General features: G+C 60.5%; 12 protein-coding genes and 2 pseudogenes. 12 read left to right on the top strand and 2 right to left on the bottom strand.

The genetic code is table 11. The annotated features are described in order from the left end of the window. Window positions 1–237 precede the first annotated feature (237 nt). The 4 genes from NKH13_RS30465 (at window position 238) to NKH13_RS30450 (ending at window position 4,303) form a co-directional block, all read left to right on the top strand. Window positions 238–1,047, top strand: coding sequence for a polysaccharide biosynthesis/export family protein (locus NKH13_RS30465; RefSeq protein ID WP_352916528.1), 810 nt, complete (start codon window positions 238–240; stop codon window positions 1,045–1,047). 215 nt (window positions 1,048–1,262) lie between these two features. Continuing rightward, a complete protein-coding gene (locus tag NKH13_RS30460) occupies window positions 1,263–2,447 on the top strand; it encodes a glycosyltransferase family 4 protein (RefSeq protein WP_352916526.1) in 1,185 nt (394 codons plus the stop codon). A gap of 249 nt (window positions 2,448–2,696) precedes the next feature. Beyond that, a complete protein-coding gene (locus NKH13_RS30455; protein WP_352916524.1) occupies window positions 2,697–3,902 on the top strand; it encodes a glycosyltransferase family 4 protein in 1,206 nt (401 codons plus the stop codon). Beyond that, on the top strand, window positions 3,899–4,303 hold the full coding sequence (locus tag NKH13_RS30450; protein WP_352916522.1) for a recombinase family protein: 405 nt from the start codon (window positions 3,899–3,901) through the stop codon (window positions 4,301–4,303). Before NKH13_RS30455 ends, NKH13_RS30450 begins: the two co-directional genes overlap by 4 nt. 37 nt (window positions 4,304–4,340) lie before the next feature. On the opposite strand, the gene NKH13_RS30445 is transcribed toward NKH13_RS30450, so the two are convergent. Next, on the bottom strand, window positions 4,341–5,555 hold the full coding sequence (locus NKH13_RS30445) for a right-handed parallel beta-helix repeat-containing protein (protein WP_352916520.1): 1,215 nt from the start codon (window positions 5,553–5,555) through the stop codon (window positions 4,341–4,343). 195 nt (window positions 5,556–5,750) lie between these two features. On the opposite strand from NKH13_RS30445, the gene NKH13_RS30440 reads away from it, so the two are divergent. From NKH13_RS30440 to NKH13_RS30415, 6 genes and pseudogenes are all read left to right on the top strand, one after another. Then, complete coding sequence (locus NKH13_RS30440; RefSeq protein WP_352916518.1) at window positions 5,751–7,409, top strand: GMC family oxidoreductase; 1,659 nt, start codon at window positions 5,751–5,753, stop codon at window positions 7,407–7,409. A 33-nt stretch (window positions 7,410–7,442) separates the two neighbouring features. Beyond that, window positions 7,443–8,603 carry a glycosyltransferase family protein gene (locus tag NKH13_RS30435; RefSeq protein WP_352916517.1) on the top strand — a complete coding sequence of 387 codons (1,161 nt, stop codon included), beginning with the start codon at window positions 7,443–7,445 and terminating at the stop codon, window positions 8,601–8,603. A gap of 438 nt (window positions 8,604–9,041) precedes the next feature. Next, entirely contained in the window at window positions 9,042–10,487 is a 1,446-nt protein-coding gene (locus tag NKH13_RS30430) for an undecaprenyl-phosphate glucose phosphotransferase (RefSeq protein WP_352916515.1), read from the top strand. Between the two features lie 288 nt (window positions 10,488–10,775). Further along, window positions 10,776–11,948 (top strand): PqqD family peptide modification chaperone, encoded by a 1,173-nt coding sequence (locus tag NKH13_RS30425; RefSeq protein WP_352916514.1) that lies wholly within the window; start codon window positions 10,776–10,778, stop codon window positions 11,946–11,948. Continuing rightward, complete coding sequence (locus tag NKH13_RS30420; RefSeq protein ID WP_352916512.1) at window positions 11,945–12,946, top strand: nucleotidyltransferase family protein; 1,002 nt, start codon at window positions 11,945–11,947, stop codon at window positions 12,944–12,946. Before NKH13_RS30425 ends, NKH13_RS30420 begins: the two co-directional genes overlap by 4 nt. A 124-nt stretch (window positions 12,947–13,070) precedes the next feature. Beyond that, window positions 13,071–13,253 (top strand): annotated as a pseudogene (locus tag NKH13_RS30415) (hypothetical protein); the annotation flags it as partial. 242 nt (window positions 13,254–13,495) lie between these two features. On the opposite strand, the pseudogene NKH13_RS35795 reads toward NKH13_RS30415, so the two are convergent. Beyond that, window positions 13,496–14,082, bottom strand: a pseudogene (locus NKH13_RS35795) (ATP-binding cassette domain-containing protein); the annotation flags it as partial. A 174-nt stretch (window positions 14,083–14,256) separates the two neighbouring features. Here NKH13_RS35795 and tnpA point away from each other — a divergent pair. Together tnpA and NKH13_RS30400 are read left to right on the top strand one after the other, a co-directional pair. Then, complete coding sequence (tnpA, locus tag NKH13_RS30405) at window positions 14,257–14,604, top strand: IS66-like element accessory protein TnpA (RefSeq protein WP_352916508.1); 348 nt, start codon at window positions 14,257–14,259, stop codon at window positions 14,602–14,604. 94 nt (window positions 14,605–14,698) lie between these two features. Continuing rightward, complete coding sequence (locus NKH13_RS30400) at window positions 14,699–14,854, top strand: hypothetical protein (RefSeq protein ID WP_352916506.1); 156 nt, start codon at window positions 14,699–14,701, stop codon at window positions 14,852–14,854. The last annotated feature ends 63 nt before the right edge of the window (window positions 14,855–14,917 follow it).

Genomic DNA, 14,917 nt, shown 5'->3' with positions numbered 1-14,917 from the left:
ACCGATTTTGGCGCGGCAGGAGCAGGAGAGCCTCCGCTAATGTGCCCGCTCATGCGGCAGCGCCGTGCCGGTTCCATCAGGAGTGCCTCGAAAGAGCCAGCGAGCCAGCCATTTTGCCTCGGCCTCGGCTATGCCTCCTCTGGTAGCATAGGTCATCCACTGCGCAGGTTCGCCTGCGCCGGAGAAACCCGTTCTAAGTCGCCCGTAGAGATACGGGGGCAACCCGTTGGGTGACCCATGAAGCTGTTGAGATCCTTGTTATCGGCGCTGTCGATGACCATGGCTTCGACCCGTCTCGCTTCGTTCGCTGGCGCCATCGCTCTGATTCCGACAGCGGCACTTGCCGACTACACGCTACAGCTCGGAGATACGCTGGAGGTATCGGTCCCCGGTATTCCGGATTTCAGGCAGCGATTGCTGATCGGAGTGGACGGCGAGGTGAACTTGGCGCTGGTTGGAGCGATTCAAGCCAGCGGCCTTTCCATTCAACAAGCGCAGGAAGTAATCGCTGGCAGTCTCGCCAGCAAGCAGTATCGGCGGGGGACCGCGGACGGCCCTGAAATCACGCACCTGATCCAGACCGACCAGGTCTTTGTTTCGCTTGCCGAATACCGGCCCATCTCTGTTTATGGTGATGTGGCCAGGCCGGGAGAGTACATCTTCCGGCCGGGTGTGACCGTCCGACAGGCTGTGGCGGTTGCGAGTGGCTACAGCGCTGCCCAGGTTCGCATCGCCAATCCGCTCATGGAAGCGGCCGATTTCGGTTCCGAGTACAAAGCCCTATGGGCGCAATTCGCAACGGAACAGGCTCGCATTTGGCGCCTTCGCACCGAACTCGGCGAAGAAGTCGAACATGTCGAGAACGTGCCGGTGCCTGAGGCGCTCGCCGAACGATTGAAGCAAACGGCAACAGCGCATATCGAAGCTCGTCTGTCAGACAGTGAAAAGGACATCTCGGCGCGTCTTGCGGGTACGGCGCAGAAGCTGGCGACAAGCGCAATCCACCTTGCTGGTAGCCGCGGACCGGCCCGACATAACAGTCCATAGCTAAGCGAGAGGAGGGGGCCGAGACGCTCCCCGGCAGCGAAGGCTCGATACCGGCAATGTGGTTTCCTATCCCAACGGCTCGCCGGTGGGATCTCGGGCTTGCGCCCGGCGACGTTGTGGAGATCGTTTTGCCAAAGGCCGACTTTGCCGGAGCCGTTGCGTCGTCGCCACGGGCGTCAACGGTGCCGAACTGACATTCAACGGAGCGATCCCCGATGCGCGTTTTGCTAGTTCACAATTTCTACAGGATAAGGGCTGGAGAGGAGAGCGTTGTTGGGGAGGAACTCGCGTGCCTCAAGCAGAATGGGGTCGAGGTCGAGTTGTTCTCCGCCACCAATGACGATGTCGTGGGGGTCTCTCGAAAGATTTCGACCGCCCTAGGGGTTGTCTACAACCCCCACTCACGGCGGGCCCTGTCACGTAAGTTGAGGGAATTTTCACCGGACGTCGTCCACGTTCACAATTTCTTTCCCCTCCTGAGCCCCTCCATCCTGGATGCGTGCCGGGATGCCGGCGTGCCATCGGTAATGACCTTGCACAATTTCAGGATCATCTGTCCCAGCGCCCTGCTTTATCCTGATGAGAGGCTTCGGGAGCGAAGTCTCCACCACGCCTGCTGGTGGACCATTCCGAAGAAGGTCTACAGGAATTCCCTGCTGGGCACGCTCGCCCTTGCCGCAATGGTAGAGTTTCACAAGAAAACCGGCACCTGGTCTCGCAAGGTCGACCGCTTCATTGCCCTTAACGATTGGGTCAGGGGCAAGCTTGTGGAAGGAGGCCTGCCTGCCGAGCGTATCGTCGTCAAGCCGAACACGGTTGCCAGGCCGCCGATCTTCGGTGACCTTCGTCGCAATGGAGGGCTGTTCGTCGGACGACTGGATGAGCATCACAAGGGGGTGGCCACACTGCTCGAGGCGTGGAAGCAGATCGATTACCCGCTGCGGGTCATCGGCGAAGGGCCTCTGGCTCCGCTCGTCGAGCAGTCCGCGGGCGGGCGCGTGGAATATCTAGGGCCTCAGCCGCGCGAGACGGTGTTGAAGGAGATGCAGGCAGCAGAATTCCTGCTCTTTCCGTCGAAAGGGGCTGAGATGTTTCCTACTATGACCGTCCTCGAAGCCTTCGCGAGCCGGCTGCCGGTCATCTGTTCGGATATGCCGTGGATCAAGGGGGTCGTGGAGCCAGGCGTCACCGCCCTTGTCGTTCCTGCCGGCAATGCCGGCGCGTTAGCCGACCAAGTGCGTTGGGCGCTTTCAAACCGATCCGCCCTTGAGGAAATGGCAGACAGGGCCTATGCCGCCTATGAGGAGCGGTACACACCCGAGGCAAACCTCCGTCGGCTGATGGCGATCTACGAATCGGTGATCAGGCGTCCAGTCCGGGCCTTTGCGGCGGTGTCGTGAGGTGACGTCGGCGCCGGCAGGAGCCTACCAGGACCGGCCGAAGTTTCACGCGTTGTTGAGCGCGGCGCCGCCACGTCGGATGGCGGGGGTACTCCCTGTTCGTTGTTGATCAATTCGATCTTAGCGTGCCATGTGCTTCGCAGAGGTTCAAAGGCCTGCCCCGATCATGACCACGTCTCTAGCTTTCGTTGCTGCAACAGCTACGGGTGCATCGGGAGTTGTGGGCAGCCAATTAAACGGCTTGGGAAAATGCGTATTGTACTGACCCGGCGCGAACCTTTGGATTCGCCTGACGGAGTGAGCATCTTCATTGTGGCACTTGCCCAGGCGCTGATAGAGCTCGGGCACCAGGTCCAGATCGTAGTAGGCGCCTTCGAAAGCCACGCAAAATTTGAGCGGCTTCTTTCTCCTCGTCTCGTCTTGCCAATAATCGGATTGAGCCGGACACCTTTGACCGGGCCGGCCTCGGTCGCGGCGTGGCTGCGAGCGATCGGCATCATCAATCGCTTCCGGCCGGACCTTGTCATTCACAGCGAGGCGGTGCCGCTTCCGCTGCATGGCACGATCGTCCAGATCGTCCACGATCTTCAGAGGCGGAAAGGGGCGCTTGCGGCAGCCTGGCGAGCCATTCGACGGATAAGCACGCGGCGCTGCCACCACGTCGTCGCCACTACGACCGAGCTTCAGGAAGAACTCGGGCGAGATCTTGGGCTGCCAAGAGTCCGAATCCTGAAAATTCCCGAATGCATCGATCGCCAGTCATATGCGTCTCGTGGGCTGGCAGATCGCGAGCGGGCAATCCTCCATGCCGGCACTTCGCCCTACAAGGTGCCGGAGGCGACGATCCGGGCATTCGGCGCCCTCAACGACACTTCCGTACGGCTCTACGTGACGGGTGACATCACAAGACCGGTGCGGGAGGCGGTCGATGCTCTTCCTGAACCGATAAGGCGGCACGTAGTCCTTCTCGGCATGGCAGAGGGAGCACGCGTTCGCGAGTTACACAGCCGCGTTCGCGTCGCCGCTTTCCCCACGCGCTATACGGTTCCTGTCGCCTCAGCAACGGTGATGGAGGCGATCGCCACCGGCACACCCATCGTCGGGTCTTCAAGGCTCAGCCGGGATCTGCTCGCGGATGACGTGAATGGGGCAGTGGTCGAACCACAGGCCGACGCGATGGCCGCAGCGCTGAAGGCGGTGCTGGACGATGATGACCTTTGGTCGCGTTTGTCGTCGGGTGCCCGCGAGAGGGTTAGACAGTTCGATGCTCACAGTGTTGCAAAGCAATATCTGGAGCTCGCGAACCCCTCTGGATTGCGGTCCAACATCGGAATCTCCGTGAAGGGGGAGGAAGACAAAGGGATTGACGAACCGCGGCTTGCAGATCGTCAGCGGCTTGCCAGGCCCCTTGCATCCCATTCCCTGAACGCTTCTTACGGTTGGGCAGGGCGGTGATCATCGGCTACTGTCGCATCAACACCTTCGAACCCGCCGCAAGGCTGGAGGCGCAGAGGCTTTATCTTGCCCGGCTGGGGGCCGAGAACTTCTTCTGCGAGAAAACCAGCATATTCGGTTCGACGCCGGAGTTGGAGAGGGCGATCGCCTGTACCAGGAAAGGAGACGTGATCGCCGTCACGAGGCCCTACCGTATCGCGCGCACAACCCGGGAAGTGCTGGCGCTCATCGAAAGGCTTGGCACCAAGGATGTCGGCCTTCGCATCGTCGACACACCTGTTGATACCAGCACGACGACGGGACGCATGATCCTTGCATCCGCGCCTCTCTGGACGCTTGGGATGTCCCCGCCGCGGTCAATGTTAGCAGACCTGTTTCTCTTTTGGCGTCGTCGTCGGTAGGTCCTGGTCGGATTCGACGCACCAGCGCACCCTCCGCTCACCGCCAGTTGAAGGCAAGCCGCAATGGCGGCCTAGGATCAAATGTCTTGCGCTCGATGGACCACCCGGCATGCACGGCCGCCGTTTCCCAGATGATGTTGCCGGGATTGGCGAGCGCGTAGACGCAGCAGTCCCTAACGCTGTGCTTTTCAGCGCCTTCCGATATCCGGGTATGGAACGACAGGCCGTTGGATGTCGGGGCGTCCCTGTCGTCCCGCGGCTCATTGTAGGTGTCCCGGCTCCGGCAGCGGTTGAACGAGCATCCGCCACTGCCGACATCATCCTGCGGGACGGCCGAGAAGGCGCCGTTGCCCTGTTGAACGGCATCGACGTCTTCGACAAGGCAATTGAAGCTTCCCTCCAGCATGACGCCAGCCCCGGTCGGGCTGTTATTATAGAAGACGAGTCCACGCCGAACGGCACAGCGATCCGAGTGAAAGACAGAAATATTGTCCTCTGTCCAGGAGGTGGGACCGTTCTCGGCCGAGAATTCTTCCAGGCTCGTATCCGGAGAGCGGTTGAACTGCACATTCTGTCCACGCGGGAACGGCCCGCGCGCGTCGTGGAGTTCGAGGAAGCTCATCTGGGTGCCCGGACAGTCGACGACATAGATGTTGGAGGAGCCGCGGGACGCCCTGACACGGATGATGATTGCATCGGGGCAGCTTTCCAGCTCTATGTTGTTGCGGTTCTGGCTTGGTCCGGTCCCCGAGGGGGGAACGCCGACATGATCGATCTCGAGATCCTGCAAGCGTATTCCGGCGGCTTCGCGGACGTATATCCCGCTGCCCATGGCATGACGAATGCGGCAGCTGCGGACAATGACTCCCTGATGGAGTATCGTGATGCCGTGGCCTTGGGGGGCATAAATGTCAAGATTTTCAATGATCTGCCCATCTGCGCGCGAGAGCACCGGTCCGCTTGGACGCAGAAAGGTGGCCGCGCCCCCGAACCATTTACCCCCGCCCGATCGCCCCATGCCCAGATGCAGCGCTGCGCCGACGACGCCCGAGACGGACAGCGCCAGCCCGGCAAGGAGACTGCGCCGATTAAGCCGGGACTCTAAGAGATTGCCGGCCGCGCGACCCGTTCGGGTGTCAGACGTCGGCTCCGCTTGTGCGGAGACGTCGAGGTGGCCGACGAGATGCGGAAGGGCATGCCGCATCCGTCCTCTCGGAAAGGCGGCGTCCTCGGCGAGGTTGTCGTCAGGCATCCCCATCTCCCCCTGTGCGCCAGCCGGCGCAGGTTCCCCAAGAATGCAGATTGGCGGCAGGCTTATGCCCGCACAGCATCTCGCCATTCAGCCCGCCGCGAAAGACCTTCATAAGGCTTAATACCGATGGGCAAAGTGCCATCTGCCGGATTCCCTGCCATTCTTTGAAGCTGGCGATAAGCGGAGCGCGAACCGATGTCGGTCGAGGCGGATGTCTTTGACTATGTGATCGTCGGAGCAGGCGCGGCAGGCTGCGTCTTGGCCAATCGTCTGGCGGCTGACGGGACCAATACGGTCTGCTTGCTCGAGGCGGGGCCGTCCGACAGCAGCATCCTTCTGCACATTCCGGCGGGGCTCTACAAGACATGCTCGAATCCCAAATATGCCTGGCAGTTCGAAACGGAGCCGAGCCCGGGAACGGCCAATCGTGCCATTCCGATGGCGCAGGGCAAGACACTAGGCGGGTCGACCGCAATTAACGGGATGATCTACAACCGTGGCGCCGCCGCGGACTTCGACGAGTGGGCCCGCCAGGGCAATCGCGGCTGGGGCTACGCCGACCTGCTGCCCTATTTCAAGAGAACCGAGCGCAGGCTTGGGGCATGTGATCCCTTCTACCGCGGGACTGACGGGCTGCTTCCGGTTACAGACTGCGATTGGCGACATCCGCTTTGTGATGCATTCATCGAGGCCGCGCTAAATGCCGGTGTCCCGCGCAATCCCGACTACAATGCGGCAAACCAAGCCGGCGTGGGCTACTATCAGCGCTATATAGAAAAGGGATGGCGCGTGAGCGCAGGGCGGGCTTTCCTACGGCCGATCGCCAAAAAGAAGAACTTGGATGTCCGCACGAACGCGCAGGCCACTGCCGTCCTCTTCGAGGGAAAGCGTGCCATGGGCGTTCGATATGCACGAGGAGGGCCGGGTCATCCAACGAGCTGTGTGAAGGCCCGTAACGAGGTGATCCTCTCGGCTGGGGCCGCGAACTCACCAAAATTGCTGCAGCTGTCGGGCGTCGGTGCTGCGGGTATGCTCTCCGAGCTCGGCATTCCGCTCGTGCACGAATTGTCCGGTGTCGGCGCAAATGTCCAGGACCACTATGCGGTCCACCTGATCGCCCGGGTAGAGGGTATTGAAACGGTTAGCGGACACGGCGTCGCCCTCCTGCGCGAGGCGGCCAAATGGATGCTGGGCCGCCCGAACTTTCTCGCCGTCAGCCCGTCGCTCGTCTACGGGTACGTCAACTCGCGGGATCTTCACTCCACCCCTGACATCCAGCTTGAACTTGCCTTGGGCAATTATGCCGACCACAGCGCGCGGCGGTTTCCAGTCATCAAGCTTGGCTACTATCAGTTGCGGCCGAAGAGCATCGGACACGTGCGGGCCGTCTCGGCCGATCCGTTTCGAGCTCCGCTCATCCAGCCCAACTACCTCGCCGATGATCAGGACCGGCAGGTCGTTGTCGACGGCATGAAGACTGTGCAGCAGCTGTTTCGCGCCCCCGAGCTAAGGCGCTACAACTGCACGGAAGAGCTTCCCGGCCCGAAGATAACGGACGACGCCGACCGTCTTCAGTTCGCCCGCGAAATCGGGCTGACCACGTATCATTTGTGCGGATCGTGCCGCATGGGCCCACTTGTCAGTGCTGCATCTGTCGTGGACGACCAGTTGCGGGTCCACAACATGCAGGCCTTGCGGGTGGTCGACGCCTCCATCATGCCCGCCGTTCCCTCGGCCAACACGTCGGCCGCTGTGTTTATGATCGCAGAGAAGGCGGCAGACATGATTCTTGGCCGACAGCCTCTTGCGGCGCTGGAGCACGATGGGCCGGCCCAACCTGCAGCGGCCGAATAGTCGAAAGTGAACGACAATTGGCGGGAGAATTCCTTGAAGAGACGTACACTTGTTGCCTCTGAATTCAACGCGAAGGATCGGGCACACTTTGCATTGGCTTATGAGTTCTGCCGCATCGTTGCCGAATGCGAGGAAGGCGATTTGATCGCCCCCGGCATCGACAACTACCTCACGAGGCGCTTTCACGCCATCTTGCCAAAACACGACGCCCACGACGTCCAGCGTGACTTCAACAGACTGACGAACGGGATTCGCAAAGGTCTGGGGTTAATGAATGCGCCAAGCATTGAGCATGTTCGGCTCACGCAAGATTATGACCTTTTCTTCTTCGTGGCCTGGAGCCCGCAAAGCCTTGTAGAATTGTCTCGCATCCACGAATGGCGCGGCCGCTGCAAGGTCGCTGTCGCGTATCTGTTCGAACTCTGGTCGAGCACGCTCGAACAGGACCGCCAATATCTCAAGCTCCTGGACCAGTTCGACTACGTGTTCCTGTTGCACAGCGCCTGCATACCGCGCCTGCCTCAATACACCCGCACGCCCTGCTCCTTTCTCCCCACGGCTGTCGACGGCCTTATTTCAACGCCGTATCTGTTGCCGGTTAAGCGCGTGGTCGACGTATATTCGATCGGCAACCGAGCCGCGAAGATACACGGACAGCTTCTGAAGCTGGCCGAAGAACGGGACCTCTTCTATCTGTACGACACGCTCGCAAGCACGGGTTCCCGGGTCAAGGACTGGCGTGAGCATCGGTCGCTGCTCGCCAACATCATCAGGCGCACGCGTTATTTCATGGCTTTCAGTCCAGCGACGCTGGCAAACCACAGGTCTGGCACGGTTGTCGGCGAGCAGGTGCTGCCTGCCCGTTTCTTCGAAGGGGCCGCGGGCGGCGCCGTCATGCTTGGGACCGCGCCGCAATGCGCCGAATTCAGCGAGCACTTTGACTGGCCAGACGCGGTGATCGAGGTATCACCAGACTCGAGCAGTATCGCAGACGTAATTGGCGAACTCGACGCGAACCCCCGCCGCACAGAATTGTTGCGCCGGACAAGTGCGGTCCGTTGCCTAGAGATGCATGATTGGGTCTACCGTTGGGATCACATCCTTGCCACGATCGGCATGGAGCCGCCCCCACGCCTCCACGATCGCAAGCTCCAGCTGCGACGGATCGCCGCCGATGCAATGGCGCTCGCCTAGACGATCAGGCTCGAAAATAGACCCGGTTTCGGGTTTCGGTGCTCAAGCGGTGCCCAAATAAAGAGAAAGGGCGGCAGTTTCGACCCGGTCGCTTCCGTCGGAGCGTCCGCCGCTCCAGTTCTGCGCGCGAGAGCATATCATTTCGAGGTACTCGAAGGGCTAACAGGCGCCGGAAGCGGGCAAGGAAGCTCGGTATGTCCGCCGGCTCTACCCTTTGGGGTTAGAGCTTATGCCGAATTGGATTCGCACAGTGTCGCTGCCATTCTCTGGCCATTCTCTGTGCTACCCGCAGCCACCGCAATCGAACTTCGCGTGAAGGGGCAATGATCGCAGGGGACGGGTGCCAGGTCACGCTGGGCACTCCGGTGGTTTTCAGCAGAGGAGGGGGGTCGTTGCGACATTGGTGGATGGATGCGGCTTTGAACGCAGGTGAACGTCATGGCACTTCTTCATGAAGGCCCCCGTGCGGGCGCCACGTCAAACGCACCGCTGTCGAACGTGCCCCTCAAGGTCAATGTTCTTCTGCAGTCGTTTCCGCTTCTCGAGGCAATGTCCGTCGTGCTGCTCAGCATCGTCTCGGGAATGGTATATGATCTTGTGAGTTTCGGACATTTCGGCGAGTACGGCCGGAACTTCGGGCTCGGTGTTGCTGTAGCCGCCCTTTTTTCGACTTCCGCATATGCGCGCGGCCTGTATCTGAGTTCCGAGCTGCGGTCGCTGGCCTCTCAGATCAAGGAGGTCGCGCTGATCTGGACGGCGGTCTTTCTTTGCCTGTCGGTTGTGGCGCTTGCACTCAAAGTGGGAGACATGTTTTCGCGCCAAGCCGTCATGCTGTTCTTCGTGACGGGACTTAGCGGCATCATCTTCGTGCGCTTGGGCGCCGGACGACTGTTTGCCTCCTTGACCAGGTCGGACATGCTTGCCAAACCGCAAGTAGTGATCGTAACGCAATCGGACGTGCGCGTGCCAAGTGGCGTTGTCCAGGCAATCGAGGCTTCCGGATGCGAGGTCTGCCAAACGATTACGTTGCCGGCTGCATCCAGCGAGGGCTCGCTCCTTGAGTGTATGGATAAGCTCATTGAACATGTGCGTCGGCGTTCTGTCGACGAGATAGTCCTTGCTGTCAGTTGGGCTGACATATCCCTGATTGAGAAAATCACGGCCCACCTTTGCGTGGTTGCGGTACCCGTAAGGCTCCTTCCGGACCACGTCGTTAGCGCGCTCTTGCAGCGACCTGTCGTCAACCTGGGGGGGACGAGGGCGATAGAACTGCAAAGCGCGCCCCTGACGGCGCCTCAACTCCTTATGAAGCGGCTCTTCGATCTCGTGCTGACCATTGTCGCCCTTCCATTTCTTCTGCCCCCTTTGGCCGTTGTAGCGGCGCTGATTGCGATCGAATCCAGGGCGCCGGTGCTCTTCTGTCAGCGTCGGGCCGGGTTCAATGGCCGCACGTTCAAGATCTATAAGTTCCGAACGATGACGATCCTGGAGGACGGGCCCGTTGTCCCTCAAGCCTGTAGGGGCGATCCCCGCGTCACCCGCGTTGGGCGCATATTGAGAAGGTTCAGTATCGACGAGATTCCGCAGCTATGGAACGTGCTGAAGGGCGACATGTCGTTGGTAGGCCCACGGCCGCACGCGCTGGCGCACGACAGCGAATACAGCCAGATCATCTCTCTCTATCCGGCTCGGCACAAGGTGAAGCCGGGGATCACCGGCTGGGCACAAATAAATGGCTGGCGCGGCGCGACGCCTGATGTCTACATGATGATCAAGCGTGTCGAACACGATATGTGGTACGTGAACAACTGGTCGGTCTGGCTCGACGTAAAGATCCTGCTTCTGACCATCCCCCGCATCTGGACGGGGCGAAACGCCGTCTAGCCCAACTTTGCCGATTCGTGGCCGCTGGAGGCGATTTTGTGTGGCAAGTGATTGATTTGCAAGGAGTGGCGGCCGGCCGACGATCCTATAAATTAACTGCCGAGCACAGCGACCGCTCAATGCATAACCTGCGACTTCAAGCAAAACTGCCCACACGGCAACGGCGTTGGCAAGTTACCGCTTGGGAGCGGGGAGGAATGCTATGACTCGAGCGATTGACGAAGATCGTGTCTCTCTGGTCGTGAGTTCCCACTCGAATCGAACGATCTCGACGCCAGACAAACGAGGATGACGGCTTCTGTGAGTCCGCAACAAACCCGAACCACTGACCGAACTGCGGGGCCTCCCCCTGTCGAGAATGCTACGGCGAGGTTAGTTCCCCAAGGTCGGCTTGCATGCATCAAAGGGCGAAATATCCTGCTCAGTTCAACGCAGGGGCTAGTTTTTGCGCTCAATGACACTGCGGCGGATATCTGGCGGTCGCTTGAAGAAGGCGTGCCGGTCGAGGCTATCGTGGACGAGATGGCAGCCCGTGGCGTTGATAGGCAAGAGGCCGATGGCTATGTCGAGGCTGCCCTTCAAGACTGGGAACGGCTCGGCCTAATCCAGCCTGCTCCACCGCCGTGCCCAACCGCAACTCATCAATACATCTGCCAGGTCGTTGCTGTTCCAGGCGTGTGTGTGCGCATATTGTATCCGGCGGCCGTTGCCTGTCCGGCCGCGACCGTGTTTCAGCATCTCGAAGTTCGAAACAGGGTCGCCGACGTTCAATTCCATCTGGTTGAGCGCGGGCAGCGGATCCACCTGTTCCGGGATGGCCACTGGACTGATTCCTGTGGTCGAGACGAGATACCCATTATGGTCAAAGGGCAACTGCTGGCCGAAGTGCTTGGGCACAGTGAATATGAACTCGCCCTCCACGCGGCGGCGCTGTTCAAGAACGGCCGCACGCTCCTCCTTTGTGGTAACCCTGGCTCGGGCAAGACGACGCTGACCTTGGCGCTGGTCCACGCGGGGTTTGGCTTCGCGGCAGACGATGTGACACTTCTCAACTCGGCCGGACAGGGTATCGGCCTTGCTTTTGCGCCTGCAGTCAAATCGGGATCATGGTCCATTCTCGGACATTATTTCCCCGAACTCGGCAGGTCTCCGGTATACCGGCGCCCCGATCGCAGGCGCGTGCGTTTTCTTGTGCCTAAGGATCATGTCCCTCCCGTTCCCCGGCCAGTGGGCTGGGTGGTCTTGCTCTGTCGGACGCAGGATGCCAAGCCTTCCCTGCGGGTGATTGACCCGACCGACATCCTGGGTGGCTTGCTGAACGGCGCCTTTGCGCGGAATGAAGAGCTAAGCAGCACCGCATTCGACGTTCTTTGCCAAGTCATCCGATCGGCACAGGGCTTTTGCCTGACCTATGCCAAATTGGATGACGCGTTGGAACTGCTGAAGGCGGCGTGTCGATGAAGCCCACCGGGGATGCGCTCGAGGCCCTGATCGCGGGACTTAACGGCCGCCCGGTGGTAACGGCCGACTGGCTGTCGGTGATTGCACTCGCCAACCACACTCTGCTTACGCCTGTCTTGTTCGCCACTCTTGCGCACACGGGCCAGCTTGACCGCCTCCCCGAAGACGTAGGCCAGTATCTTCAGTTCATTTACCGCTGCAACCGGGACCGCAATTTGCGCTTGCGCAGGCAGCTGAATGAAGCCGTTGCTGCCTTCAATCAGGGGGGCGTCGTTCCGGTCCTGCTCAAAGGGGCCGTTCCCTTGTTCCTTTCGTCGAGCGGCAGGGTTCCCGACAGAATCATGAGCGATCTCGACTTGGCTGTGGAAACGGCCAAAGAAGGGGCTGCCCGGGCTTGCCTTGCCAAGCTTGGCTACGCCGAAGTGACGGTCCCTGGTGGCATGGCGCGCCCGCAAGACGTCGGTCTCCTGGAACTCCGGCCGTACCGGGAGATTGACCGCGAGCCCCCGAGGCTTACCCGCCGTCACGGCCTTAGGGCGAAAATCCCCGCCCCACAGTCGCGGGCACTCCACTGGATCATGCATGATCTCATCAAGGAGGCGGACTACTGGCGCGGAAGGACCGACTTTCGCCACCTTTATGATCTGGCACGGCTGGCGGAACAGCATAAGCTGGATTGGGCGGTGCTCCGAACATCCTTGCCCGACCAGAGCGCGCGGAACGCGTTCGATACTCAACTCTTGGCATTGAGTCACTTCTTTGGCGTTAGAGCACCGGCGCAATATGTGCGGCGCCCGTGGGTTCGCTTTCAACACTGGCGGCGTGTCTTCCCCTTGTACCATCCCGTCCTCGGCGTTTCATTGCGCCTGATCGGCAATTCGCTGTGGGGTATGTGGCGACTCCTACATGGCGATGGCTTGGGCCGACGAAGTCCCCTCGACTTTGGACGCCGCGCCACGAGCATCCTCCTTGACGGCGATCTCGGGTCAAAAGTGTAGTAATACTTAATTTCCTGAAGTGTATCTTGACGGCGACTTGTCTTCACGACACCCATATGTCACATTGGGGCGTTAGGTGTCACATTAGTTTAGAGTTGTTATTCACAAAATGGGAGTACATTCGATGAAGAGCAGGAAGTCTTCCAAAGTAAAGACAGATAAACGTATCCCAGAAGAACAGGCGCGTCGTGAATTTCTAAAGAATGCCGGGCGTTTTGCTATTGTAACACCTCCATCAATTGCTCTGTTGCTTGGGACGAGCTTAAACTCGCAAGCTATTGCCGCATCGCATGGCGGAGGTCACGGACATGGGGGTCCTCCTGGCCGACCATAGATGACGCGTAGTCCGAATAGACGCGGCGCGAAAATTTGCGGAAAGCTAGCTCGAGTCACCCGTCCTGCACGCAAGAGCGCGGAAGGTGTCGGCCCCACTGCGCTTATAGAGGCGGAGGCACGAGTCGAGCGGGCGTCCGCGCCGGAGCCCGCGAACGCGTCCTAGTGACTGCAGACCTTTTCGAGGTGTCAGGCATCATCATCATTGGTCACTGGTTACGCATCGACGCGTGTCCGGCGGAGGAGAGAGTGCGCTGGATGTGACGCCGGCGGTCCGGGGCGCCCTCCAACCCGGACGGGCCGCCGCAATGCCAGCGCTAGGTTTGGACCCACGAGTGACGGCAGCAACTGGAACGACTGCCCATCTGCGCTATTCGTCCTTCCTGCTGGATGATCATTCGATCTACCGCCGACAGGAGGTTCGGCCTGTGGGTCAGATCTGTGCTTGATTGCCACCGCTGTCGAAATTGCCATCAGGCTCATCGAGCACGACGAAGCTCGGCTTGCCAAACAGGGCGCACGCGAGACCGACCGCTGCCGCTGTCCACCCGACGGTCCGACTCCATCCTCCCGACGTTGGTCATATAACCGTTGGGAGGCGCTGGATCATTTCGGGCACAGAGGCGTGTGTTGCCGCCTCGGTCACCTGCGCATCGGCCGCGTCCGCTCGGAAGCGCGCAATGTTGTCGCGCACGCAACCGGAGAACAGCTCGATATCCTGGGGCAGGTGGGTGCCGAGTTGGTCCGAATAAAAAAAGGCGCAAATCGTCGCGATCGAGTCGCACGCACCCATAGCCCTCGGGCAGCTCCACGATGAAATCGTGAACGCCGGCGAGCGATGCCCGCTTCATGGCATAGCCGGATCGGCGAGCGCGATGTTCTCGCGAATGGACCGGTTGAAGGTAAGCGATGTTCTGACGGCACTTTCGGGGATCGGCGTGAAGGACGATGTTCGGAGCCTTTGAGGGCTTCGACATATGACGATTTCAGAGCTTACGCTTAAGTCGAACGATTTGGAGCCGGTGCGCCGGTTCGAGGTGTTCACGGGCTCCGGCCGACGACGCGAGTGGCCTCCAGAGGAGAAGGCGCGGATCGTTGCAGAGAGCTACGAGGCTGGCGAGACGGTTTGTGCCGTAGCTCGCCGATATGCGCTTTCCCCGCAGCAATTGTTTGCTTGGCGCCGGGCTGCGCGTCAGCCCGCGGCGGAGGCGCCGGCATCAGAATCCCTGTTCGTTCCTGCGGTGGTTGCGGCGCCCTTGCCGGAACCGGTGGCGCAGCGCCCAGGACGATCACGAAGCAGAAGGCGGTCCGCGACGCCGGCGTGATCGAGCTTGAGATCGACGGTGTCGCCATGCGCGTTGGTCGTGGCGCCGATACCAAGACGGTGGCTGCTGTAATCCGCGCGCTGAAGGCAACGACGTGATCGGGCCGACGGGTGCGGTCAAGGTCATGGTGGCGACAAAGCCAGTCGACTTCCGCAAGGGTGCGGAGGGGCTGGCGGTGCTGGAGCGAGAGACGATGGGCGCCGATCCGTTCTTATGCGTCGGGCGAGATTATGTGGCGGAGCCGCCCTGACCCCTTTCGGGTCGGCCAAACCCAGCTTGCCTCCGCCACATAATATTTCATGCCTCTCTCATG

The sequence above is a fragment of the Mesorhizobium sp. M1348 genome (assembly GCF_040317925.1).
Classification (GTDB): Bacteria; Pseudomonadota; Alphaproteobacteria; order Rhizobiales; family Rhizobiaceae; genus Mesorhizobium.
This window is presented reverse-complemented; position numbering and strand designations above follow the sequence as displayed.